The sequence below is a fragment of the Pseudomonas nitroreducens genome, from assembly GCF_010994165.1.
Taxonomy (GTDB): Bacteria; Pseudomonadota; Gammaproteobacteria; order Pseudomonadales; family Pseudomonadaceae; genus Pseudomonas; species Pseudomonas nitroreducens.
This window is the reverse complement of record NZ_WMBX01000001.1, coordinates 383,363-405,143: the sequence shown is the minus strand read 5'-3', so window position 1 is coordinate 405,143 and position 21,781 is coordinate 383,363. Positions and strand designations below refer to the sequence as shown.

Sequence of the window (21,781 nt, the reverse complement as noted above, 5' to 3'; positions counted from 1 at the left end):
AAAGAAGGCGCCCGTGGGCGCCTTCTTTCATTTCAGGCCTCGAAGCCGGGCAGGACCGGCACCGGGCGCTTCTCATCGTCGATGGCGACGAAGCTGAACAGCCCGTGGATAGCCTTCTCGCGGCCATCGGCGGACATGCTCTCGACGAAGACCTCCACCTCGACCTTGAGGCTGGTGTTGCCGACCTTCACCACCCGGCCGATCAATTCGACGATGGAGCCGGCGGCGATCGGGTGCTTGAAGTCGATGCGATCGGTGGACACGGTCACCAGCGGCAAGCGGCAGAAGCGAGTCGCGGCGATGAACGAGACCTCATCCATCCAGGCCAGCGCGGTACCGCCGAACAGGGTGTTGTGGTGGTTGGTGGTGGGCGGGAAAACCGCCTTGGTCACGCGGGTTTCGGACAACTCGGTACGACGGAGGATTTCTTGCTCTCTGGGGCTCATGCCACTGCTACCTGATGCAATGAGGGTGGCTGCCGGTGCTGCGGGGTCTTGTACTTCTACTACGCTGCCGGGGGCAAATGGGACGCCGGATTGAGCGGCGAAAAACTACAGGCAAGAAAAAAGCAGCCCGTGGGCTGCTTTTTTCGGGAACAACCGGCGAATTAGGCCAGTTTTTCCTTGATGCGAGCTGCCTTGCCGGACAGTTCGCGGAGGTAGTACAGCTTGGCCTTGCGCACGTCGCCGCGACGCTTGACGGAGATGCTGTCAACCAGCGGGCTGTAGGTCTGGAAGGTACGCTCGACGCCTACGCCGTTGGAGATCTTGCGAACGGTGAAAGCGCTGTTCAGGCCGCGGTTACGCTTGCCGATCACGACGCCTTCGAAGGCCTGCAGACGCTGACGGTCGCCTTCCTTCACTTTAACCTGGACGATTACGGTGTCGCCGGGGGCGAACGCCGGAATCTCTTTGCTCATCTGTTCAGCTTCGATCTGCTGAATGATCTTGTTGGTCATTTCATGCTCCTAAGACAAGCGCTCGGCGCTCGCCATCGATACGTTAACTATCGTTCCGCTGGCGGATGTATTCCTCCAGCAGCTTTTTCTCTTCTCCAGAAAGCGAGCGGCAATCCAGAAGATCGGCACGTCGTTCCCAGGTCCTGCCTAAGGACTGCTGCAAACGCCAGCGCCGGATGTGTTCGTGGTTGCCGCTGAGCAGCACCTCCGGAACACGTTTGTCTGCGTACACCTCGGGTCGGGTGTAGTGCGGACAGTCGAGCAGGCCATCCGTGAAGGAGTCCTCCTCGGCGGAGTCCACGTGGCCCAATGCTCCGGGCAACAACCGCGTGACCGCGTCAATCAGCACCATGGCCGGAAGCTCACCCCCGGACAGGACATAATCGCCGACTGACCATTCCTCATCGACATGCTCTTCAATGAAGCGCTCGTCGATGCCTTCGTAACGCCCGGCGATCAGGATCAGACGTTCCTCGTTCGCCAGTTCTTTCACGGCCGCCTGCGTCAGCTTGCGACCTTGCGGCGAGAGGTAGATCACCTTCACCGGTCCGCCTGCGGCTTGCCGGGCATCGCCCAGTGCGCCTTCGAGCGGCTTGATTTTCATCACCATGCCGGGACCACCGCCGAAAGGCCGGTCGTCCACCGTCTGGTGACGGTCCTCGGTGTTGCTTCGCGGGTTGAAGCACTGAAGCTGAATCAGCTCCTGCTTGACCGCGCGACTCGTGATGCCATAGTCGCTGATAGCGCGAAACATCTCCGGAAAGATGCTGATTACTCCTATCCACATCGGCTGAGGGCTCTCATCCACATGGGTTAGAAGTCCGCGTCCCAGTCCACCCGTATCTCACCGGCTTCCAGGTCCACCGCCTGTACGCACTGATCCGTATACGGAAGCAGGCGTTCACGGTCGTCCAGGCTGCCTGCGCAGGGCTTGACTACCATCACATCGTTGGCGCCGGTCTCCAGCAAGTGGTCGAGAATCCCGAACAGTTGCCCGTTCTGATCGATCACCTTGAGACCTTCCAACTGGCTCCAGTAGAACTCGCCATCATCCAGCACCGGCAGCTCGCTGCGCGGAACCAGGATCTCGAATTCGGCGAAGGTGCGGGCGATCTCGCGATCATCCAGTCCCTTCAGCTTCACGACCAGGACATTGCCCTGCACGCGACCTTGGACCAGTTCAGCCTGTCGAACCTCGTTGCCACGCTTGAGCGTCCAGCGACGGTAGTCCAGCAGGTTGTCCAACGGATCGGTAAAGGAATACACCTTCACCTCACCACGAATGCCGTGCACCGATACGATCTTGCCGAGAACGATCATCTCCTCGGCGGGAGCAGGCTTCGTGTTCATCGATCTCAGGCAGCCTTGGCGGCTTCCTTGATCAGTTGAGCAACACGCTCAGACGGTTGAGCGCCTTGGCTCAGCCAGTAGTTCAGACGCTCCTGGTTGACCGACAGCTTGACTTCGGCGCCAGTGGCGACAGGGTTGAAGAAGCCGACGCGCTCGACGAAACGGCCGTCACGAGCGTTGCGGCTGTTGGTCACGGTCAGGTGATAGAACGGGCGCTTCTTGGAGCCGCCACGAGCCAGACGAATGGTTACCATGCGTACGTTGTTCCTATGGTTTGCTTGCAAAAAAGAAATGCAGCCCTCGGGCACAGAGCCCGAAAGGCCGCATATTCTATGAGCTAAAGCCCCGCGCCGCAAGCCGCAGCGCGTCCGGCCCGCTGGGCGGCGAGCCGTCTGGCCTCACATCTTGGGCATGCCGCCGGGGAACATGCTCCCCATGCCGCGCATCATCTTGGCCATGCCGCCCTTGGCGGTGACCTTCTTCATCATCTTCTGCATCTGCTTGTGCTGCTTGATCAGGCGACCAACGTCCTGCACCTGGGTACCGGAACCCATGGCGATACGGCGTTTGCGCGAACCGCTGATCACTTCCGGATCACGGCGCTCGGCGGGGGTCATGGAGTTGATGATCGCCTCCATCTGCTTGAACTGCTTCTCCGCCGCGTTCTGCGCGTTGCCCATCTGCGACAGGTTGACGCCGCCGAGCATCGGCAGCTTGTCCATCAGGCTGCCCAGGCCGCCCATGTTCTTCATCTGCTGCAACTGATCGCGGAAGTCTTCCAGGTCGAAGCCCTTGCCCTTCTTGATCTTCTTCGCGAGCTTCTCGGCCTTCTCGCGGTCCATGTTCTGCTCGGCCTGCTCGATCAGGCTGAGCACGTCGCCCATGCCGAGGATGCGCGAGGCCACGCGGTCGGGGTGGAACGGATCGAGCGCTTCGCTCTTCTCGCCCATGCCGAGGAACTTGATCGGCTTGCCGGTGATGGCGCGCACGGACAGCGCGGCACCGCCACGGGCGTCACCGTCGACCTTGGTCAGCACCACGCCGGTCAGCGGCAGCGCATCATTGAAGGCCTTGGCGGTGTTGGCGGCGTCCTGGCCGGTCATGGCGTCGACCACGAACAGGGTTTCCACCGGCTTGATCGCCGCATGGACCTGCTTGATCTCGTCCATCATGTCGGCGTCGATGTGCAGACGACCGGCGGTATCGACGATCACCACGTCGATGAACTTGAGCTTGGCTTCGCGGATCGCCGCTTCGGCGATCGCCACCGGCTTCTGGCTGGTATCGGACGGGAAGAAGGTCACGCCGATGTCGCTGGCCAGGGTTTCCAGCTGCTTGATCGCCGCCGGGCGGTAGACGTCGGCGGACACCACCAGTACCGACTTCTTCTTGCGCTCCTTGAGGAAGCGCGCCAGCTTGCCGGCGGTGGTGGTCTTGCCCGCGCCCTGCAGGCCGGCCATCAGGATGACCGCCGGCGGCGCGGCGTTGAGGTCGAGGTCCTCGTTGGCCGCGCCCATCAGCTCGACCAACTCGGCCTGGACGATCTTCACGAAGGCCTGGCCCGGGGTCAGGCTCTTGGAAACCTCGGTGCCGACCGCGCGATCCTTGATCTTGGCGACGAAGTCCTTGACCACCGGCAGGGCCACGTCGGCCTCCAGCAGGGCCATCCGCACTTCGCGGAGCGTGTCCTTGATGTTGTCCTCGGTCAGCTTGGCCTTGCCAGTGACGTGGCGCAGCGTTTGCGAGAGGCGATCTGTAAGGTTTTCGAACATGCGCGTTCCTAATCAGCCCGGTCGGGCCTGGGTTTGGCTTGTCAGCAAGCCGCCGATTATAGCGAAGTGCGGGCAGCGCCAACACCGCCGATGATCCCGATGTGACGGAGCGCTTCGCAGGCCAGAAGCGAACTGTTCTCAGCGGCTTTCTAGGCGCGGGCGATCTGTGCCACACTCACCACCTTTCGGGTCCCCCGTCGAAGGACTGTTCCAAGGACTTATGCAACCTCTGCTGCCCAGCCTGATCGCCGCCGTCCTTTATATCGGCACCACCGTCTACCAGGGCGCAAGCCTGGCCCGCCGCACCCCGCCGCAAAAACCGCTGCTCCTCCTGCTGGGCCTGGTCGCCCTGCTCTGCCAGGCCTACAGCCTGAGCCAGGAGTTGCTGACGCCTGCGGGCCTGGCGCTGGACTTCTTCAACGCCGCCAGCCTGATCTCCGCCGCGGTCACCGCCCTGACCCTGCTGGCCTGCCTGCGCATCCCGGTGCAGAACCTGCTGCTCTTCCTTTATCCACTCGGCGCGCTGACCACCCTGCTGGCCGTGCTGGTGCCCCACGGCACCATCGAGCCGATCAACGAGCAGCCGGGCATCCTCGCCCATATCCTGCTGTCGATCCTGGCCTATGGTCTGCTGACCATCGCCGTGGTCCAGGCGCTGCTCCTGCTGGTGCAGGACCATCAGCTCAAGCACAAGCACCCGTCGGGCCTGATCCGCAACTTCCCGCCGCTGCAGACCATGGAAAGCCTGCTGTTCGGCTTCCTCTGGGGCGGCTGGTCGCTGCTTTCGCTGTCGCTGATCTCCGGCTGGCTGTTCGTCGACAACCTGTTCGCCCAGCACCTGGCGCACAAGACCATCCTCTCCTGCTTCGCCTGGGTGGTGTTCGGCGTGCTGCTGTGGGGCCGCCACCAGCTCGGCTGGCGCGGCCACAAGGCGATCCGCTGGACCCTCGCGGGTTTCTGCCTGCTGATGCTGGCCTACTTCGGCAGCAAGCTGGTCAAGGAATTCATCCTGCACATCTGAGGCTAACGGCGGCGCCTGCGCGCCGCTGAAGGACACGCGCGCATGGAAGAGATCCACCCCGGCTACCTGATCGGCCTGCTGGTCTTCCTGATCCTCTGTTCGGCGTTCTTCTCCAGCGTCGAGACCGGCATGCTCAGCCTCGACCGCTACCGCCTGCGCCACCTGTCCAAGCAGGGCAACCGCGGGGCGCGCCGTACCAGCTGGCTGCTGCTGCGCACCGACCGGCTGCTGGGCACCATCCTGATCGGCAACAACTTCGTCAACATCATCGCCTCGTCCCTGGCGACCCTGCTGGCCCTGCGCCTGTGGGGCGAAGCGGGCGTGGCCATCGCCACCGTGGCGCTGACGCTGATCCTGCTGATCTTCGGCGAGATCACGCCCAAGACCTACGCCGCCCTGCGCCCCGAGCGCGTGGCCTTCCCCGCCAGCCTGCCGCTGATCTGGATGCAGAAGCTGTTCAGCCCGCTGCTCTGGCTGATGACCGGCATCAGCAACCTGCTGCTGCGCATGGGCGGCCTCGACCCGACCCAGCGCGGCGGCAAGCCGCTGAGCAATGACGAGCTGCGCAGCGTGGTCACCGACTCCAGCGAGAAGCTCACCCACAATCGCCAGGACATGCTGCTGAGCATCCTCGACCTGGAAAAGATCACGGTGAACGACCTGATGGTGCCGCGCAACGAAGTCCAGGGCATCGACCTGGACGACGAGCTGGAAACCATCATCGGCCAGCTGCGCAACACCACCCATACCCGGCTGCCAGTGTTCCGCAACGACATCAACCAGGTCGAAGGCGTGGTGCACATGCGCCAGATCGCCCGTCTGCTGACCCATAACCAGTTGACCAAGGACAGCCTCAAGGCCGCCTGCCTGGAGCCCTACTTCGTGCCGGAGAGCACGCCGCTGTCGACCCAGCTGGTGAACTTCCAGAAGCAGAAGCGGCGCATCGGCATCGTCGTCGACGAATACGGCGAGGTGATCGGCATCATCACCCTGGAAGACATCCTCGAAGAGATCGTCGGCGAGTTCAGCAACCAGAACACCCTGCGCAACCCGGACATCCACCCCCAGGCCGACGGCACCTATGTCATCGACGGCTCCGCCAACCTGCGCGACGTCAACCGCGCACTGGGCTGGCAATTGCCCAGCGACGGCCCCAAGACCCTCAACGGCCTGGTCACCGAAGCACTGGAGCAGATTCCCGACTGCGCCGTATGCCTGAAGATCGGCCGCTACCGCCTGGAAATCCTCCAGTCCGGCGAAAACCGGGTGAAAAGTGTGCGCGCGTGGCTGCCTGGCGCGCCGCCGAGAGAACCCTACGCCGACGAGCTTGCCTGAGCCGCCCCGCCCGCCCCTATAATCCAGGCGGCTTACCCAGCCTCCCGCCGACGCCCGCCGCTATCCGCGACGCAGCGCCGGCCAGTCAATCGCACGCCCCGCCGAGCCTCGACCCTGCGTCGTTGCCTTGCGAAGCAGCCGGCCTCGCCCCGACCCCCCGCGAGCCGCGCCCATCCCGCCCCGACACCGGGCCGCGCTCGCACTCGCGCCATGGCGATGCCTCAAGAAACGTCGGACACGACCGCCAGAGTCGTCGCCGCGCCTGACTGCCAGGGATATTCCCGTATGACCAGTGCCACCCTCGAAGCCGCACAACCGGCCGAACAGACCAACTCCACCACCCGCGTCGCGGTAGCCAGCTTCATCGGCACCGCCATCGAGTTCTACGACTTCTACGTCTACGCCACCGCCGCCGCGCTGGTGATCGGCCCGGTGTTCTTCCCGCAGACCTCCGGCACTGCCCAGGCGCTCAGCGCCTTCATCACCTTCGGCATCGCTTTCCTCGCCCGCCCGCTGGGCTCGGCACTGTTCGGCCACTTCGGCGACCGTATCGGGCGCAAGTCGACCCTGGTCGCCTCGCTGCTGCTGATGGGCATCTCCACCACCCTGATCGGCCTGCTGCCGGGCTACGACAGCATTGGCGCCTGGGCGCCGATCCTGCTCTGCGTGCTGCGCTTCGGCCAGGGTCTCGGGCTGGGTGGCGAATGGGGCGGCGCGGCGCTGCTGGCCACGGAGAACGCGCCCAAGGGCCGTCGGGCCTGGTTCGGCATGTTCCCGCAGATGGGCCCGTCGATCGGCTTCCTCGCCGCCAACGGCCTGTTCCTCTGCCTGGCCATGCTGCTCAGCGAAGAGCAGTTCCGCGCCTGGGGCTGGCGTATTCCGTTCGTGCTCAGCGCCGTGCTGGTGATCGTCGGTCTGTACGTACGCCTGAAGCTGGTGGAAACCCCGGTGTTCGCCAAGGCCATGGAGCGCCACGAACGCTCCAGCCTGCCGATTGCCGAGCTGTTCGCCAAGCACTGGCGGCCGACCCTGCTGGGCGCCCTGGCGATGGTGGTGTGCTACGCCCTCTTCTATATCTCCACGGTGTTCTCGCTGAGCTATGGCGTCAGCACCCTGGGCTACAGCCGCGAAGACTTCCTCGGCCTGCTATGTATCGCCGTGCTCTTCATGGCGGCAGCAACACCGGTATCGGCCTGGCTGAGCGACCGCTTCGGGCGCAAACCGGTGCTGATCATCGGCTGCGTCGCCGCCATCGCCTCGGGCTTCGCCATGGAACCACTGCTGAGCCAGGGCTCGTCGGTGGAGGTAGCGATCTTCCTGTCGCTGGAGCTGTTCCTCATGGGTGTAACCTTCGCTCCCATGGGCGCGCTGCTGCCAGAACTCTTCCCCACCCACGTGCGCTACACCGGTGCTTCGGCGGCCTACAACCTGGGCGGCATCCTTGGTGCCTCAGTGGCGCCGTACATCGCGCAGAAGCTGGTGGGCATGGGTGGCCTGAGCTGGGTGGGCGGCTATGTGTCGGTTGCGGCGGCACTCAGCCTGCTGGCGGTGCTGTGCCTGCGCGAGACGCGCGGGGACGACCTGAACGATATCCGCTGAGACTTGCCTGTAGGAGCGAGCTTGCTCGCTCCTACAGAAGGGTTCGATCCTGGAAAACCAGCCATTGGGCCAGGTGTTCGCCCCAGACCTGATAACCCAGCGCCGACGGGTGATAGCCATCGATGGCAAGGAACTGTGGCTGCATCTCCAGGCTGACGCCGCAATACCCCGCCCCCTGCGCCAAGGCGAGGCTTCTGAGCTGACGATCCAGCAGCGCTGCGCGCCAGCCGAGCAGCCGGCGCAACAACCAGGGTAACGCCGTGAAATGCTGCAATGGCGGCACCGCCGTGCAGACGACCCGTGCGCCGCGACCACGAAAATGCGCGATCAATTGCTCAAGAGCCCCCAGCCAATGCTGGCCGGAGCTGAAATGCGTGGTGTCGTTGACGCCGAAGACCAGCGCCACCAGCTCGTAATCCTGATCAGTCGCCACCGGCAGCAGGCGCTCGCAGGCCTCTGCGGCAGTAATGCCGTTCTCCCCTACCGCACGCCAGGCAACAGGACGCTCCAGGCGGCTCGATAGCGCCAACGCCAGCCGCCCGGCCAGCGCAAAGTCCAGGCAGGACGCACCAACGCCGGCGACCGTGGACTCACCCAGCAGGAGAAGACGAAAAGGTTCGCCAGGAAACTCCGCGCCTGCAACGCCTTCGCAGACGCCCGCGGCGGGAGCCAGGCGCAAGGCCGTGCGCCTGGTACGCACGGCCATGGGCAGGGCCAACGGCAACAGCGGCAATGCCGCCGCCCACCACATCAGCCCCGCCCAGCGGCTCACAGCTGGACGTTGACCGCCTGGGCCGAACGGGTGGCCTTGGCGCGGGCGGCGTCGATCGACTCGTCGCGCGCCAGAGCAACGCCCATACGGCGCTGGCCATCCACCTCGGGCTTGCCGAACAGGCGCAGGGCGGTGTCCGGTTCGCTCAGGGCGGCGCCGAGATTACCGAAGGAAACCTGCTGCGACTTGCCTTCCACCAGGATCACCGCCGAGGCGGAATCGCCCAGTTGGCGGATCACCGGAATCGGCAGGCCGAGGATAGCGCGGGCATGCAGGGCGAATTCGGAGAGGTCCTGGGAAATCAGCGTCACCAGGCCGGTGTCGTGCGGGCGTGGCGAGACTTCGCTGAACCACACTTCATCGCCCTTCACGAACAGTTCCACGCCGAACAGACCACGGCCGCCCAGCGCTTCGGTGACCGCCTTGGCCACGCGCTCGGACTCGGCCAGCGCCTTCGGGCTCATCGCCTGCGGCTGCCAGGACTCGTGGTAGTCGCCCTTCACCTGGCGGTGGCCGATGGGCGCGCAGAAGGTAGTGCCGCCGATGTGGCGTACGGTCAGCAGGGTGATTTCGTAGTCGAAGTCGATGAAGCCCTCGACGATCACCCGGCCCTTGCCGGCGCGGCCGCCTTCCTGAGCGTAATCCCACGCGGTCTTCAGGTCGGCGTCGGACTTGAGCACGCTCTGGCCCTTGCCCGAGGAACTCATGATCGGTTTCACCACGCACGGATAGCCCACGGCGGCGACGCCCGCAGCGTAATCCTCGTAGGTATCGGCAAAGTGATAGGGCGAAGTGGGCAGGCCCAGCTCTTCAGCGGCCAGGCGACGGATGCCTTCGCGGTTCATGGTCAGCTGCGCGGCGCGCGCGGTCGGGATGACCGTGTAGCCTTCGTTCTCCAGCTCGACCAGGGTCGCGGTGGCGATGGCCTCGATCTCCGGCACGATGTAGTGCGGCTTCTCCTGCTCGATCACCGCGCGCAGGGCGACGCCGTCGAGCATGCTGATCACGTGGCTGCGATGCGCGACCTGCATGGCCGGCGCGTTCGCGTAGCGGTCGACGGCGATGACTTCGCAGCCCAGGCGCTGCAGTTCGATCGCCACTTCCTTGCCCAGCTCGCCGGAGCCACAGAGCAGTACGCGGGTCGCGCTCGGCGACAAGGGAGTTCCAATACGGGGCATTGCGGGAAACCTCAAGAAGGGAAAAATCGACGGCGTGCTAGACCAGCACGCCTTGTTCGCGGGCACGCTGTTCGCAACGCTGAAGCACTTCGCGCCGTTCGGCGTTGTCCATGAGCCCCCAGCGGGTGATTTCGGCAGCGCTGCGCTGGCAACCCAGGCAGATGTCGGCATCGTCCAGCGCGCAGACGTGCACGCAGGGCGAGGCGACGGGACGTTCTTCAGTCATTTTCCTGCTCGGCCAGGTCGCGGGCGTAGCGCTGGGCGTTGTGTACGTAGTGGGCAGCGCTGGCTTCGAGCATCTTCTTCTGCGGCTCGGTCAGCTCGCGCACCACCTTGCCGGGGGAGCCCATGACCAGGGAGCCGTCGGGGATTTCCTTGCCCTCGGGGATCAGCGCGTTGGCGCCGATGATGCAGTACTTGCCGATCTTCGCGCCATTGAGGATCACCGCGTTGATGCCGACGAGGCTGTAGTCGCCTACCTGGCAGCCGTGCAGCATGGCGTTGTGGCCGATGGTCACGCCCTTGCCCAGGGTCAGCGGGAAGCCCATGTCGGTATGCATGACGGTGCCGTCCTGCACATTACTGTGCTCGCCGATGTGGATCAGCTCGTTGTCGCCGCGCAGCACGGCGTTGAACCAGACGCTGGAGCCGGCGTCGAGGCGCACCTTGCCGACCACCGTGGCGTTGGGGGCGATCCAGCTTTCCGGATGGGTTTCGACTCGGGAAGAGCCCAGGCGGTACTTCATGATTTCTCCTCAGACGGTGGCCGCTCGTTATTATCGGGTCTCAGCTCAGCTTGATGAACTTCGATGGCGGCTGGTGCAGGTCGATACGGGCGTCGTACAGCAGGTTCAGCAACTCGACCAGCATGATCGCGGACAGGCCCCAGATCTTGTAGCCCTCGAACAGGTAGCTCGGGACGTACCAACTGCGGCCGAAGTAATCGATACGGTGAGTGGTTTCCCGCGGGTCGCCACGGAAGAACTCCAGTGGCACCTTGAACACGGCGTCGATCTCGCCGTCATTGGGACGGTACTCCACGAAATCGGGGACGAAGCCGACGAATGGCTTGACCAGGATGCCGTGCCGCGACACCAGAGTGCTCAACGGACCGACCACCTCCACCAGCCCCGGCGGCAGGGCGATTTCCTCCTGCGCCTCGCGCAGCGCGGTGTGGATCAGGTCGACGTCCTCAGGATCACGGCGCCCGCCGGGGAAGGCCACCTCGCCGCTGTGGGTCGAGAGCCCGGTCGCGCGCAGGGTGAGCACGAGCTCTTCCTGGGGTGTGATGGGAAGCAGAACCGCCGCCTCGGGGAAGCTGTGGTCCGTTTCAAGGTCGCTTGGTTGGTGCGTCTGTATGCGTTGGCGCAGCTGGTCCAGCATGCCGAACATCCTGCGGGGGCCGATTCTTCTAATTGAAGGATCATGGCACGAAAGACGTCCCTGCCCAACCCCCGCCCCTTGCTGGGTGCACCACGCAGCGCGCAAGATTGCCGCATCGAAAAACAAGGAAACGGCATGAAATTCTGCAGTCAGTGCGGCGCCTGCGTAAGCCTGCGCATCCCCAGCGGCGACAACCGCCTGCGCTTCGTCTGCGACCAGTGCCAGACTGTTCATTACCAGAACCCGCGCATCGTTGCCGGCTGCCTGCCGGCCTGGCATGGGCGCATCCTTCTCTGCCGCCGTGCCATCGATCCGCGCCGAGGATACTGGACGCTGCCGGCGGGCTTCATGGAAAACGGTGAAACCCTGGAACAGGCCGCCGCTCGCGAGACGCTTGAAGAAGCCAATGCCCGCGTCCACGACCTGCAGCTTTATACGGTCTTTGATCTGCCGCATATCAGCCAGGTTTATATCTTCTTCCGTGCCGAACTCACCGACCTCGACTTCTGTGCCGGCGACGAAAGCCTGGAAGTACGGCTCTTCGAAGAATCCGACATTCCGTGGGGTGAGCTGGCTTTCCCCACCGTGGGTCGTACCTTAGAATATTTCCTGGCGGATCGGGTCATTCAGAACTTCCCGATACGCAATGAAGGGATTCTCCCAATGCTTGCACAGAAAAAGAACTTATAAGCTCATTTACCGCCTCTAAGGCTTTAGGAACTACCGGGGAACACCACTCGATGCGCTGGTTGATTGCCGTACTTTGTCTGACCTTCGCAGCGTTCTCGCATGCCAACGCGACGCCCACGCTCGACGGTCACATCGACAAGATTCTCGTGCTCAAGTCCGAGCGCAAATTGCACCTCATGAGCAACGGCAAGGTGCTCAAGAGCTACCGCGTGTCCCTGGGCAAGCGCCCGCAGGGCCCGAAACTGGCCGAGGGCGACAACCGCACGCCGGAGGGCTTCTACTGGGTCGACTGGCGCAAGACCAGCGACAAGTACAACCTCTCCATGCACATCTCCTACCCCAACGCCCGCGACGTGGCCAAGGCGCGGGAAAAGAGCCTGCAGCCGGGCGGCATGATCATGATCCACGGCACCCCGATGGATGATGAATACCCCGAGTGGTACTTCTCGACCCTGGACTGGACCAACGGCTGCATCGCCATGACCAATGCCGACATGCGCGAGGTCTGGAGCCTGGTCAAGGACGGCACGCTGATCGAGATTCGCCCGTAAGGGCAGCAGCATGAAAAAGGCGCCCGCGGGCGCCTTTTTCGTATGGTTCAGAACACCATGTCCGACAGCCGCCAGACCTCGAAGGCCGGCGTCTCATAAGGATGAGCCTGCTTGAGGGCCTTGACCGAGTCATGGATCAACTCGTCGGCGACCACCATCTCCACCTTCCATTCGGCGACCTGCTCGATGCTGCCGGCCTGGCCGATGAACGGATTGCTGCCCTGCAAGGGGCGGAACTGTCCCTGTCCGAGTGCCTGCCAGCTGCAGCTGTCGTAGGCACCGATGCGTCCTGCACCGGCGGCGAACACCGCTTTCTTGACCGATTCCAGATGGCTTTCCGGAACGTAGAAACACAGTTTGTACATGTTTTGCCTTGCAGCCCTTTTTTACTGGGCCCCAGCAGGGAATCAGGTGCTTTTGAGTAGAAATTCTGCTTAGAATTGATGGCAAGACTTTGCAGATGGCCACTATTATGCCAGCACCAACAAAAAAGTATGTGACACGCAACGGCCTTTACCTCAGAGAATCGACTTATCACGTCAGGATTGATGTTCCAGCCGACCTACGAGCGGATTTCGGGAACAGGCGGACACTCTTTCGAAGCCTGAAGACTGGCGATAAGCGATTGGCCAGTGAGCTTGCTTCCCTTCAGATTGGTACTTGGAAAGCAGAGTTCCGGGCGCTCCGTGATGAACGTCTCAAGAATCGCGTAACGCCTGATGTATGGCAGGCGGAGGCAGCGCGGATGGCTGTCAGTCTCCGCGAACAGGTGGAGTCGATTCCCCTTGACGTGGTACGGCGTGTAATTCCTAACCCTGCCGAAGAACTGCTTGAGCATGGAATTCGGGGCGTAGGCAGCTTATGGGAAGGTCATAACGTGCTCCACAAGGTTTATCGGCACCTACGTTTGCTGGAACGAGATGCACCAGAGCTAGTTGAAACGGTGCTACCGCGAATCGAGGCGGGTGAAGACAAGATGGAACGTCTTAGCATCCTGCTAGACATCCTCGACGAGACATTGCCTGTTCTTCACGCGAGTCACTACGGCTTAAGGAAGGATGAGCGCGTGCAAGCTGCTGCCATCATCGCAGACCCCAGCACACATCGACCAAAGTCCCCCATCACTGCTGCTTCGCTGACCAAATTTGAAGAGTATTACGCCACGCAGAATGAGGACGCTCGCACTCGGAGAAAATATTTCTCCAACATCCAGAAGCTCTCAAAATACCTAACATCTGAAGGTAAAGAACTTAACTTCGATTCAGTCGCCGCTTTCCTAGATTCCGTATCACAGAAGCGCACAACCCGTTTAGGATACCTCGCATCGCTTCGTGCATATCACGAATGGGCGAAGCTATACGACACCTACTATCGCGAGCACTTTTCCGAGAAGAGCCCATTCGATAAACACAAGCATCCGAAAGTTGGTGTTGCCGCGAGTGAAGAGCGCGATCCTTACACAGACGAACAAGTTGAGAGGCTGTACACAGCAGCCATCAACAAGGGAAACTCTGATCTTGCCGACCTTATCTTGTTCGCTTGTTACACCGGAGCGCGAATCGAAGAGATTGGCAGAATAAACGTCGCTTCGACTGTTTTCGATGATAATGAAAACCCCATAGCATTCAAGGTTCCAAAGTCAAAGTCTGTGGCAGGAGAAAGAACCACGCCCATCCATAGTAAGCTACGCCCAATTTATGCGAGACGACTGACCAAGACTTACAGTGGTGCCGAATACTTGTTTCCAGGCAACGACACTACAAAAGGAGGGCAACGCCTCAATGCCCTGTCGCAGCAGTTCAGCAAACTAAAGACCAGCTTAGGCTTCGGAAGTCGCCACGTATTCCACAGCTTCCGCAATACGTTAACTAACAAGTTAGAGGATGCGGGCGTAGCCGAGTCAACTGCGAAGTCTATTGTAGGGCACAAACGGAACGATCTTACTTACGGAAAGTACTCAAAGGGCATGTCTTTACCGAACCTAGCAGTTGAACTAGAGAAGGTCTCTTACAACTTCACCATCCCTCTCAGCTGAAACAATCCACAATGACCTGTTTGCATGACACGTTGAACTTTATTTTTAACGAACTCTTGACTTTACAGAAAACCATGAGACCATATTATTGAGGCCCCTCATTAGTATTCCCTTCGCTTGGCACGCCTCATTCTAATACTGAGCACCTGTTGAACCATCGTATGTTAATCCTCATTTGCGGCGATGGTTCAACACCTTATTCCTTAATCACAACGGTAGTGGATTCCAGAGCGGCATTATCGTTTCCAATGCTCGCCAGCAGCAGTGATCAAGCTGGCATAAATTCAAAGAACATGTGACGGCAAAGTCTGCCAACTGAATGCCGTCACATTAGCTGGTGCCTTTACCGTCTCAAGGGAGCACCAGCGACCTATTCCCCACTTGCTAGCGTTATTGGCGTAGCGCTTAATCGCCGACTGGCATACTCGGTGCAAGCTGTATGCTCTCATCTTTCATGGTTGAAACTTGAATAACTTAAGCTCCCAGGCGGGGGCTTTTTCTATATCCATACGAAAGTCTAACTCATTAACACTCTCATAGGAGAATTATCATGGCACGTAAGATTCGCCATATGTCATGCCACCATTGCAGCAAGCTATTTTATGCCAGAAGTATTCTTACTAAGTATTGTAGTAAAAAATGTGCGAACGCCGCATTCAGATCGAAGAATGAACCCACCCAAGCTGAGCTTAAGCGCCTTTTTGAACTACAAAACGGGACCGAAACTAAAGATGATACCGAGCACGATCAGGATGCGGCATGATTTATTTTATCGTCCATGTTGAACATCAAATCATCTTAGGAACGGCAGATATCCCGTACAGTAGCTTCACTAGTCAGTTCGTGGAGTGCACTAAAGCTCAAGTCACACGATACGAGGAACTGCAATCCGTGCTACCGCCAGACGTGTATGTAGAACTCTCAGATATCATTCGACCTGCATTAACAGATCAAGCAGAACAAACCAGAGCAACACCAGCGACACCAGCAACACGGGCCGCTATTAAATCTCTCTTCCGATCATAACCAACAAAAGGAAATCAAATGAAAAACGAAACCAAATACAAGTACGGAACCGACACTATCGAGTTTTTTACTTTTGATGCTGATGAACTGCAAGACCGTATTCAAATGGCCGAGGAAGTCTACTACCAGTCAGTTGCACGGGGAGAGGGTCAACTATGTGCAAACATTCATTTCCATGAGTCTCCGTTCCCCATAGCTCTGAAGAAGCTGCTTGCGCTTCATGATGCTGGATACACCGTCAACGAAAACAAGTTTTGCGGCCTGCAAGGTGGTGCTATTGATCTAACCCTTACCAAGCCGCAGTCTGAGATTGATCGCGATCTAGTCCAGGTCCATAAGCGCGCAGAAGAGCAATACCACGCCCATCGCTACCAGTTGAACAGCGAGGAGACCTCCAGGCAGATTCAAATCACGCTTGATCGCACCAGGCGTGAACGAGAAGCAGCGGAAGCGGCAACAGCCATCAAAGCAGATACAGACGCCCGGCAAGCTGCTCTCGATGATTTGAAAGCAGTATACGGAGGTTGACAAAATCCAAACGATAGATGTAATGTTTCCGGCTGCTCGATAAGCGAGCTAGAACTAGCCAATCTTGGCGACCAGAAAATGGTGTTGCAAATGAACCTAAAACTTAACCAGCTCGTGGGAGACATCTGATCTAGCCGTATTGGCTGCCGTCTCCTGCGTGCAATGCGACAGGAGTATCAAATTGTCTAACGCTACATCTCTGCTACAAATCCAACGCCTTACCTCCCTCCTCGAATACCAGTTTATCCGCCGTGATGCCGCTGGCAGGTACAATCTTGCCGATATTCATGAAATGGCTGGCCGGCACACACGCTGCATTCCCGGCAACTGGAATCGAAATGGTCGAGTGGAACACTTGATCGAAGCTTTCCGCCTGCGAAGCAGCTACCCCAACCTTGAACCATTGGCAGTGGTAAAGACCGGCCCTCGCACTGGGTGTGGAACTTTCGCAGTCGAAGAGCTAGCCATCCTCTATGCCGACTGGATTAGTCCCGAGCACGGCCAGCGCATCCGCGAAGCTATGGCATCTGGTAAATCTGTTGAGTCGGATATTGAGTTAAAGAGCAAGGCATTGCGGCTGATGAGTCGCACTCTCGGCTTCGAGGACGCCGCCAATGATGCAGTCCAGCCGATGGGCAAGCCGGCTCTGATCCGATTTGTACAGGACTACATCCGAACCCGGCGCGTCGTCACCAGCAAAGACATTACTGCTGTCCTGATGAGCGTTACCGGCGAAGACAATCCTTCTCGCCGCATAGGAAACATCCTCGTTCGACTTGGATGTGAGTGGCGGACAGTCGGTAGTGCCAAGCTCTACCTCACCCCGCTGGGGTTCGAATCTGATTTGTCCCTCGATTCGACAGATAACGAACTAACGCAGGCCCGCCAAGAAGACCTTGATAGCGTTCGACTTCGCCTGAACGCAGCGTCTCGGGTATAGGTTCATCGGGTGGCCTTCAGGAGGTGCTACAGCGCGCTAAATGCAATGCTTGCTGCGATGGTATGGCTTTTCCAAGAACGCGCACTGTAGCGCCTCCTAGGGGGCATAGCGCTGATTTAATCTTTCTGATCGAGAATTGGCTATACGGACTTTGACTGGGAAGGGCTCTGAGTTAGCTGTGATAGGTATTATTTATTGAAGCATCTTGACAGATAGCCATTTCCTATGATAAACTAGAGCTACGAACGCCGAGCGAAAGCGAGGTGTAAGAGCTCTTATTGTAAGATACTTATATAATATACTTAGAATACTCTTAAGGTTATCTTTGGAATCTCTTTAGTATTTTTATATAGAAGATATATAGTACATAAAATATATATCTTTGTAAGATTCTTACTAAGTATTTATAAGGTATTATCAGAATCTTCTAGGGTAATCTCTAGATTATCTGTTGTATCTTCTAGAATTATCTGATGCTGTACAGAAGGACTCTCAGCACAAACAGATACCGGGGGTGATCCCCCAGTGCATGCCCTACGGGCAGAGTCACTACGACATCGTAAGATACTCCCGGAATAGTCTTAATGATTTCTCTGGTATCTCCCGGAATACTCTTACGTATAACTCAAGCTGCCTGAAGTTCAGCCGTACACTCATGTTTAGCTGATCAAAAACTATACGATCTATATCTAGGAACAATTCTCATCTATGCAAGCCCCGTCTTGACGGTGGGGTTCGTTGTAACTGGATTCCCCCACAGCCCCTAGTTCCAGCTCCTTTGCACGATGGGGGCTTAGCAGATTGTTCCTGTGCTGGTCCAGTTCTCGATTCCTAGTCGCAAGGGCAGGAAATCCTGCCTTCATTTAAATAAGATTAATTCCCATCCAGATGTCGGGTGCAAGTCCTGAGTTTCCCGGATTTGTCAATAAAAAGATTTTTACGCCATTACAACTCTTGAACGTTCGTTGTAACAGATGTAAAGTAACCCCATTGACAGCGAATCGAGGTAACGAACATGGACGTAGTTGCTTACTACCGGGTTTCTACTAAAGGCCAGGGTGAAAGCGGACTTGGTATCGACGCCCAGCAAGAATACGTTCGTATCGCTGCTACTCAACACGGTTGGACCGTGGTAGCTGAGTACACCGATGTTGGTGTATCCGGTTCGGTGCATCCTCTTGAGCGTCCTGAAGCATCCAGGGCGTTTGCTCACGGTCTGCCGGTAGTAGTGGCTAAACTTGATCGAATCAGCCGCGACGTTGAACACATTGCGGGTCTGATGAAGCGTGCTCAGTTCAAAGTGGCGACGATGCCCACCGCCGATACCTTCCAACTGCATATCTACGCCGTGCTGGCTGAGCAGGAACGTACCTTCATCAGTGAGCGTACGAAGGCTGCTTTGAAGTCACTGGAAGCGCGCGCAGAGTCCGGTGATGCTGAAGCTATTCGGAAGATCAGCAATCGAACCCAAGCACTTGAAAAGGGGCGCAGCATGTTGAACCGCCAGAAGGGTCACGACACGCAACGTACTCAAGCTGATGAGCGCGCAGCCGAACTCAAAGACAAGCTAGAACTCTGCATCTTCAAGGGTGCCCGCACTCTGCAAGCTCTCGCCAACTGCCTAAATGAAAGCGGTGTGCCAACTGCCCGTGGCGGCAACTGGGCTCCTACCTCGGTTCAGCGGGTTATGGATCGTCTGAGCCTTACCTTCCCTGCATAAATCAACATTAGGCCACCTAAGTCGCTCTCGGTGCGATGATCAGTCTGGGGTAATACGTACCACTGGCATATTTTGGAGAACATAGAACCCTATCCTAGGCCACCTAGCGAGGGGATTAAGCACCGCCCCATCCACTGATCAATATCCCCATTCCAGGGAGTTAAGGGTTCAACTTAACTTTCACTAAGTTGACGAAGGCGGAGCAGGCAACAAGCATAAACTTCGCGTCTTCGAACTTAATGCTGGAATTATCTGAAAGAGCATGTCGAATTCCGTCTGCATCAGAGGTATAGCCGTAGAGCTTAGTGAAGGCGCTTTTCAATGCCGCATGCAATTCTATCCTTTCTTCCAAGTTATTAAGCAACGCACCTAAAGTCCCCTTCTCGCCAAGCGCAGCTTGTACCAGACTTTCCACAGCGCTGATGGATTCTTTAATGGAGTTCCGATAATCGGGCGCCTCTCTATCAGAGAGCAGCTCCAGCGCACGCCTTATGTGTAATGATTCTGCCCCTTTCGCATTGGACATGGCGGATTCAATTTCATCTATTTCATGCCCCTCAGTAATCCGCACCACTCTGTCATCAACAACTCGATAGGCAGATACATTTATTGTGAGCGTTTCATTACAGCTGCTACGAAAAGACTCCCTAGCACTGGAAGAGAACTTGAAATTAGAGAATAGGAACTCTAAGAAATTATAGACCTTAAACCAGTCACATTCGAAGAAGTCTTTCCTCATCGCAGCAACAGCGGCCTTCCAATCGTCAGGGCGCGAATCCAGCGTCTTGTGATAATAGGATGCCCATACTCGCCTAACTAAAAGATCGTATCTTTCATTGTTGAAATCGCTAAGCGATTGATACGGACTATATCCGCTGAATACACAAACAGTAATGGCATTCCAGAGCCCAACTCTAAGTTGTTCATCCATCGAATCAATCTGAATGACATCGCGGGCCTTGGTGAATCCGTATCGTTCCGAGAAGGTCATATTCATATTATCCCTCATCCCAATACTGTTGCAATAACAGAGACGACAGATACACCAATTGCAAACCACGCGAGAAAGGTAGCATGCCTGGCTTTGCTGTCCTCTTCCTGTAGTCCTGCTAACACCGAAGCTAGGAGAGGAAAATTAACGCATCGCCGATCATTTCCCGCTTGTAGAACGAAGAAAGCGACATTGCTGCCGTCTGGTCGTTTGTAACCATGCTTCTGCTCTAAATGGTAATACAAGCGACCAAACACGATATCCCCGTCCACTCCTAAACGCTGAGCGATCTTCTGGCAATCAACTGGCACAAAAACCTTAGTTTGCCGCGAATTCTCGCCTCCTCTGGAAAACCGAGAAAACTCGTGATGGTACTCTTCGTAAATTGCCTCTAGCACACTGAGGTCTGATGGAACTTTCAATTATCCCACCTCCGATGGCATGAGGCCCCTTTCGGGGCCCCAGCACAATCACTTCAGGCTGTTAGGGTGACCGTCCGTTTTAATGGATGCCCAGTCACTTACTTCAGCTACGATAAGTCCATCATCACTATCGATGAAATTTCTGAAGTGATCACGGAGCGCAACACTACTTGCAGTTTGGTACTTGAAGCACCAGAGAGATTTGAGAATGCGAACAGCACCGAGACGCTGAAGTTCCGCATACAACTTCTCGTAATTCCGCTGCTTGCGCAGATCGTACTCAAGGAAATAGAGAGCCATACGTCGCCTCCTTAGAGCTGCTCGTCAGACTGCGCAACTACCGTCGCAGCCAGAGTTTTCGTGGCGTCGCTGTACTTCGGCGACTTCAGCACCATCGAGGCGAACGCCTCCATGTCCTTGCCGGTCTGCTTGGGGCTAGACGACTGGGCAAGAGCAGACCCCGCCAGCTTCTTTGCAGTAGCCGAGGCGTTAGGATCGCGGAGGGTTTGGGCGGCGAGTTTAGAGACTTCGTCAGAGGTCTGTTTGGGGTTTGCCATGAGAAATATTCTCCGAGTTGGCAACGTTAGAGTGCCGACCCAGACGGGCGCCGTTCAGCAGAGGCCAATTGACGGGGCCGTCAATCAGACGCTTAATTAGCAACCCTATCGGGGCCAACGTCATTCCTGTCGTCTGGCTCAGGTGGTACGGATGGCGCCGCCAAGTTTTGGTCGACCGAAGCGCCGCCATCCGTAGTCTTCTCCCTCCTCAGTACGCAGGGAGCGAAGCCGAAACCACAACATCTAGTGGCAGAGGGCCTTCGCTTGCCCAACATCTTATTCCCCCTATTTGCGTTTGCAAGGCGATAAAGCGGGGAAAAGCTGTGGATAAAATGTGGATGAAACGTGTGTGAAGCGGGGTAACTCGCGCTAATGCGCCAGCCGCTTGGCTTTCACCGTTCGTCGCCGTGGATGACAGAATTTTTCTGGCACTGGAAACCCTGGCTAGACCGCCATGGTCGGCCATCGATCAGGGTCAAAGAAGATGGTTGGGTGACCGGAGGATAGAATTTGAGCAGATGCTTTGCTTAGAATTTATGATAAGAATCGTAAATCTAAAAATCTATTAAATCGTTGATTTTTAAGTATTTTTAAGTCTCACCATAGAAACACAGTTTGTACATCGGAGACTCCGATCGAAACGGGGACACGACCGTGGCAAGACGGGCCACGGGTGACAAATGCTGCCACAAATAGTGGCACTTTGCCTCTTGCGACCGACAAGTCGTCGTCCAAGTTCGACCGTCCGGCTCCCTGCTGGTTCGTCGGGGAAGTCCTTTGTATGAAATCTGTGACCGACTTCGAGCTCCACTTTGCCGAAGCGGTGAGCGGAAGCCGTCAGACTATTCCGCATAACCAACCTAGCTTGTTGAGCATTGAATGAGATTTTTCGAACGAAATTTCTTCTTACTACGTAGGGTAAATCCCTAAGAGATTTTTTGGGCGCTCTGGTC

General features: G+C 58.0%; 26 protein-coding genes. 10 read left to right on the top strand and 16 right to left on the bottom strand.

The window, feature by feature from the left end; translation table 11 throughout:
* Window positions 1-32: 32 nt before the first annotated feature.
* From GJV37_RS01885 to ffh, 6 genes are all read right to left on the bottom strand, one after another.
* Window positions 33-446, bottom strand: coding sequence for an acyl-CoA thioesterase (locus GJV37_RS01885; protein ID WP_065084994.1), 414 nt, complete (start codon window positions 444-446; stop codon window positions 33-35).
* A 161-nt stretch (window positions 447-607) separates the two neighbouring features.
* Complete coding sequence (rplS, locus tag GJV37_RS01880; protein ID WP_017522234.1) at window positions 608-958, bottom strand: 50S ribosomal protein L19; 351 nt, start codon at window positions 956-958, stop codon at window positions 608-610.
* Window positions 959-1,001: 43 nt separating this feature from the next.
* Window positions 1,002-1,745, bottom strand: a complete 744-nt coding sequence (gene trmD, locus GJV37_RS01875) for a tRNA (guanosine(37)-N1)-methyltransferase TrmD (protein ID WP_024766884.1) — start codon at window positions 1,743-1,745, stop codon at window positions 1,002-1,004.
* A gap of 26 nt (window positions 1,746-1,771) precedes the next feature.
* A complete protein-coding gene (gene rimM, locus GJV37_RS01870) occupies window positions 1,772-2,308 on the bottom strand; it encodes a ribosome maturation factor RimM (RefSeq protein ID WP_024766883.1) in 537 nt (178 codons plus the stop codon).
* Window positions 2,309-2,313: 5 nt separating this feature from the next.
* Entirely contained in the window at window positions 2,314-2,562 is a 249-nt protein-coding gene (gene rpsP / locus GJV37_RS01865) for a 30S ribosomal protein S16 (protein ID WP_024766882.1), read from the bottom strand.
* Between the two features lie 144 nt (window positions 2,563-2,706).
* Window positions 2,707-4,080, bottom strand: a complete 1,374-nt coding sequence (ffh, locus tag GJV37_RS01860) for a signal recognition particle protein (protein ID WP_024766881.1) — start codon at window positions 4,078-4,080, stop codon at window positions 2,707-2,709.
* A gap of 220 nt (window positions 4,081-4,300) precedes the next feature.
* Between ffh and GJV37_RS01855 the strand changes: the two genes are divergently transcribed.
* From GJV37_RS01855 to GJV37_RS01845, 3 genes are all read left to right on the top strand, one after another.
* Complete coding sequence (locus tag GJV37_RS01855; RefSeq protein WP_024766880.1) at window positions 4,301-5,101, top strand: cytochrome C assembly family protein; 801 nt, start codon at window positions 4,301-4,303, stop codon at window positions 5,099-5,101.
* Window positions 5,102-5,143: 42 nt separating this feature from the next.
* On the top strand, window positions 5,144-6,436 hold the full coding sequence (locus GJV37_RS01850) for an HlyC/CorC family transporter (protein WP_084357578.1): 1,293 nt from the start codon (window positions 5,144-5,146) through the stop codon (window positions 6,434-6,436).
* Window positions 6,437-6,721: 285 nt separating this feature from the next.
* Window positions 6,722-8,035: an MFS transporter gene (locus GJV37_RS01845; RefSeq protein WP_024762998.1), complete on the top strand. Its 1,314-nt coding sequence runs from the start codon at window positions 6,722-6,724 to the stop codon at window positions 8,033-8,035.
* A 31-nt stretch (window positions 8,036-8,066) separates the two neighbouring features.
* Here GJV37_RS01845 and GJV37_RS01840 read toward each other — a convergent pair whose 3' ends face one another.
* From GJV37_RS01840 to GJV37_RS01820, 5 genes are read right to left on the bottom strand one after another with little or no spacing between them, the layout of a single operon-like run.
* Complete coding sequence (locus tag GJV37_RS01840; protein WP_024762997.1) at window positions 8,067-8,807, bottom strand: SGNH/GDSL hydrolase family protein; 741 nt, start codon at window positions 8,805-8,807, stop codon at window positions 8,067-8,069.
* A complete protein-coding gene (gene purT / locus GJV37_RS01835; RefSeq protein WP_024762996.1) occupies window positions 8,804-9,985 on the bottom strand; it encodes a formate-dependent phosphoribosylglycinamide formyltransferase in 1,182 nt (393 codons plus the stop codon). The genes GJV37_RS01840 and purT overlap by 4 nt, the downstream gene beginning before the upstream one ends.
* Before the next feature lie 37 nt (window positions 9,986-10,022).
* Window positions 10,023-10,211, bottom strand: coding sequence for a DUF1289 domain-containing protein (locus GJV37_RS01830; protein ID WP_024762995.1), 189 nt, complete (start codon window positions 10,209-10,211; stop codon window positions 10,023-10,025).
* Window positions 10,204-10,731, bottom strand: coding sequence for a gamma carbonic anhydrase family protein (locus tag GJV37_RS01825; RefSeq protein ID WP_170859347.1), 528 nt, complete (start codon window positions 10,729-10,731; stop codon window positions 10,204-10,206). The genes GJV37_RS01830 and GJV37_RS01825 overlap by 8 nt, the downstream gene beginning before the upstream one ends.
* A 40-nt stretch (window positions 10,732-10,771) precedes the next feature.
* Complete coding sequence (locus GJV37_RS01820) at window positions 10,772-11,368, bottom strand: CoA pyrophosphatase (protein WP_037006654.1); 597 nt, start codon at window positions 11,366-11,368, stop codon at window positions 10,772-10,774.
* Between the two features lie 135 nt (window positions 11,369-11,503).
* Between GJV37_RS01820 and GJV37_RS01815 the strand changes: the two genes are divergently transcribed.
* Both GJV37_RS01815 and GJV37_RS01810 read left to right on the top strand, forming a co-directional pair.
* The gene (locus tag GJV37_RS01815) at window positions 11,504-12,058 is read left to right on the top strand and encodes an NUDIX hydrolase (protein ID WP_024762992.1); all 555 of its coding nucleotides are present in this window, start codon (window positions 11,504-11,506) and stop codon (window positions 12,056-12,058) included.
* A 50-nt stretch (window positions 12,059-12,108) separates the two neighbouring features.
* Window positions 12,109-12,609 carry a L,D-transpeptidase family protein gene (locus GJV37_RS01810; RefSeq protein WP_024762991.1) on the top strand — a complete coding sequence of 167 codons (501 nt, stop codon included), beginning with the start codon at window positions 12,109-12,111 and terminating at the stop codon, window positions 12,607-12,609.
* A gap of 47 nt (window positions 12,610-12,656) precedes the next feature.
* On the opposite strand, the gene GJV37_RS01805 is transcribed toward GJV37_RS01810, so the two are convergent.
* On the bottom strand, window positions 12,657-12,974 hold the full coding sequence (locus GJV37_RS01805) for a YqfO family protein (RefSeq protein WP_024762990.1): 318 nt from the start codon (window positions 12,972-12,974) through the stop codon (window positions 12,657-12,659).
* A 95-nt stretch (window positions 12,975-13,069) separates the two neighbouring features.
* On the opposite strand from GJV37_RS01805, the gene GJV37_RS01800 reads away from it, so the two are divergent.
* The 5 genes from GJV37_RS01800 (at window position 13,070) to GJV37_RS01780 (ending at window position 18,858) form a co-directional block, all read left to right on the top strand.
* Window positions 13,070-14,644: a DUF6538 domain-containing protein gene (locus GJV37_RS01800; protein ID WP_193452117.1), complete on the top strand. Its 1,575-nt coding sequence runs from the start codon at window positions 13,070-13,072 to the stop codon at window positions 14,642-14,644.
* 550 nt (window positions 14,645-15,194) lie between these two features.
* Entirely contained in the window at window positions 15,195-15,407 is a 213-nt protein-coding gene (locus tag GJV37_RS01795; RefSeq protein ID WP_193452116.1) for a hypothetical protein, read from the top strand.
* Window positions 15,408-15,688: 281 nt separating this feature from the next.
* Window positions 15,689-16,198, top strand: coding sequence for a hypothetical protein (locus GJV37_RS01790; RefSeq protein ID WP_193452115.1), 510 nt, complete (start codon window positions 15,689-15,691; stop codon window positions 16,196-16,198).
* Between the two features lie 181 nt (window positions 16,199-16,379).
* Window positions 16,380-17,138, top strand: coding sequence for a KilA-N domain-containing protein (locus GJV37_RS01785; RefSeq protein WP_193452114.1), 759 nt, complete (start codon window positions 16,380-16,382; stop codon window positions 17,136-17,138).
* Between the two features lie 1,015 nt (window positions 17,139-18,153).
* Window positions 18,154-18,858, top strand: a complete 705-nt coding sequence (locus GJV37_RS01780; protein ID WP_193452113.1) for a recombinase family protein — start codon at window positions 18,154-18,156, stop codon at window positions 18,856-18,858.
* 160 nt (window positions 18,859-19,018) lie between these two features.
* Here the strand turns inward: GJV37_RS01780 and GJV37_RS01775 are convergent, their stop codons facing one another.
* The 4 genes from GJV37_RS01775 to GJV37_RS01760 are packed head-to-tail and all read right to left on the bottom strand — an operon-like array spanning window position 19,019 to window position 20,828.
* On the bottom strand, window positions 19,019-19,855 hold the full coding sequence (locus GJV37_RS01775; RefSeq protein ID WP_193452112.1) for an AbiJ-NTD4 domain-containing protein: 837 nt from the start codon (window positions 19,853-19,855) through the stop codon (window positions 19,019-19,021).
* A gap of 8 nt (window positions 19,856-19,863) precedes the next feature.
* A complete protein-coding gene (locus GJV37_RS01770) occupies window positions 19,864-20,271 on the bottom strand; it encodes a hypothetical protein (protein ID WP_193452111.1) in 408 nt (135 codons plus the stop codon).
* Between the two features lie 48 nt (window positions 20,272-20,319).
* On the bottom strand, window positions 20,320-20,571 hold the full coding sequence (locus tag GJV37_RS01765; RefSeq protein WP_193452110.1) for a hypothetical protein: 252 nt from the start codon (window positions 20,569-20,571) through the stop codon (window positions 20,320-20,322).
* An 11-nt stretch (window positions 20,572-20,582) separates the two neighbouring features.
* Complete coding sequence (locus tag GJV37_RS01760) at window positions 20,583-20,828, bottom strand: hypothetical protein (protein ID WP_193452109.1); 246 nt, start codon at window positions 20,826-20,828, stop codon at window positions 20,583-20,585.
* Between the last annotated feature and the right edge of the window lie 953 nt (window positions 20,829-21,781).

Excerpts from the sequence above, each read along its gene's own strand:
- GJV37_RS01885 (WP_065084994.1), bottom strand. The coding sequence starts at position 446 with ATGAGCCCCAGAGAGCAAGAAATCCTCCGTCGTACCGAGTTGTCCGAA.
- rplS (WP_017522234.1), bottom strand. The coding sequence starts at position 958 with ATGACCAACAAGATCATTCAGCAGATCGAAGCTGAACAGATGAGCAAA.
- trmD (WP_024766884.1), bottom strand. The coding sequence starts at position 1,745 with ATGTGGATAGGAGTAATCAGCATCTTTCCGGAGATGTTTCGCGCTATC.
- rimM (WP_024766883.1), bottom strand. The coding sequence starts at position 2,308 with ATGAACACGAAGCCTGCTCCCGCCGAGGAGATGATCGTTCTCGGCAAG.
- rpsP (WP_024766882.1), bottom strand. The coding sequence starts at position 2,562 with ATGGTAACCATTCGTCTGGCTCGTGGCGGCTCCAAGAAGCGCCCGTTC.
- ffh (WP_024766881.1), bottom strand. The coding sequence starts at position 4,080 with ATGTTCGAAAACCTTACAGATCGCCTCTCGCAAACGCTGCGCCACGTC.
- GJV37_RS01855 (WP_024766880.1), top strand. The coding sequence starts at position 4,301 with ATGCAACCTCTGCTGCCCAGCCTGATCGCCGCCGTCCTTTATATCGGC.
- GJV37_RS01850 (WP_084357578.1), top strand. The coding sequence starts at position 5,144 with ATGGAAGAGATCCACCCCGGCTACCTGATCGGCCTGCTGGTCTTCCTG.
- GJV37_RS01845 (WP_024762998.1), top strand. The coding sequence starts at position 6,722 with ATGACCAGTGCCACCCTCGAAGCCGCACAACCGGCCGAACAGACCAAC.
- purT (WP_024762996.1), bottom strand. The coding sequence starts at position 9,985 with ATGCCCCGTATTGGAACTCCCTTGTCGCCGAGCGCGACCCGCGTACTG.
- GJV37_RS01830 (WP_024762995.1), bottom strand. The coding sequence starts at position 10,211 with ATGACTGAAGAACGTCCCGTCGCCTCGCCCTGCGTGCACGTCTGCGCG.
- GJV37_RS01825 (WP_170859347.1), bottom strand. The coding sequence starts at position 10,731 with ATGAAGTACCGCCTGGGCTCTTCCCGAGTCGAAACCCATCCGGAAAGC.
- GJV37_RS01820 (WP_037006654.1), bottom strand. The coding sequence starts at position 11,368 with ATGCTGGACCAGCTGCGCCAACGCATACAGACGCACCAACCAAGCGAC.
- GJV37_RS01815 (WP_024762992.1), top strand. The coding sequence starts at position 11,504 with ATGAAATTCTGCAGTCAGTGCGGCGCCTGCGTAAGCCTGCGCATCCCC.
- GJV37_RS01810 (WP_024762991.1), top strand. The coding sequence starts at position 12,109 with ATGCGCTGGTTGATTGCCGTACTTTGTCTGACCTTCGCAGCGTTCTCG.
- GJV37_RS01805 (WP_024762990.1), bottom strand. The coding sequence starts at position 12,974 with ATGTACAAACTGTGTTTCTACGTTCCGGAAAGCCATCTGGAATCGGTC.
- GJV37_RS01800 (WP_193452117.1), top strand. The coding sequence starts at position 13,070 with ATGGCCACTATTATGCCAGCACCAACAAAAAAGTATGTGACACGCAAC.
- GJV37_RS01795 (WP_193452116.1), top strand. The coding sequence starts at position 15,195 with ATGGCACGTAAGATTCGCCATATGTCATGCCACCATTGCAGCAAGCTA.
- GJV37_RS01790 (WP_193452115.1), top strand. The coding sequence starts at position 15,689 with ATGAAAAACGAAACCAAATACAAGTACGGAACCGACACTATCGAGTTT.
- GJV37_RS01780 (WP_193452113.1), top strand. The coding sequence starts at position 18,154 with ATGGACGTAGTTGCTTACTACCGGGTTTCTACTAAAGGCCAGGGTGAA.
- GJV37_RS01775 (WP_193452112.1), bottom strand. The coding sequence starts at position 19,855 with ATGAATATGACCTTCTCGGAACGATACGGATTCACCAAGGCCCGCGAT.
- GJV37_RS01765 (WP_193452110.1), bottom strand. The coding sequence starts at position 20,571 with ATGGCTCTCTATTTCCTTGAGTACGATCTGCGCAAGCAGCGGAATTAC.
- GJV37_RS01760 (WP_193452109.1), bottom strand. The coding sequence starts at position 20,828 with ATGGCAAACCCCAAACAGACCTCTGACGAAGTCTCTAAACTCGCCGCC.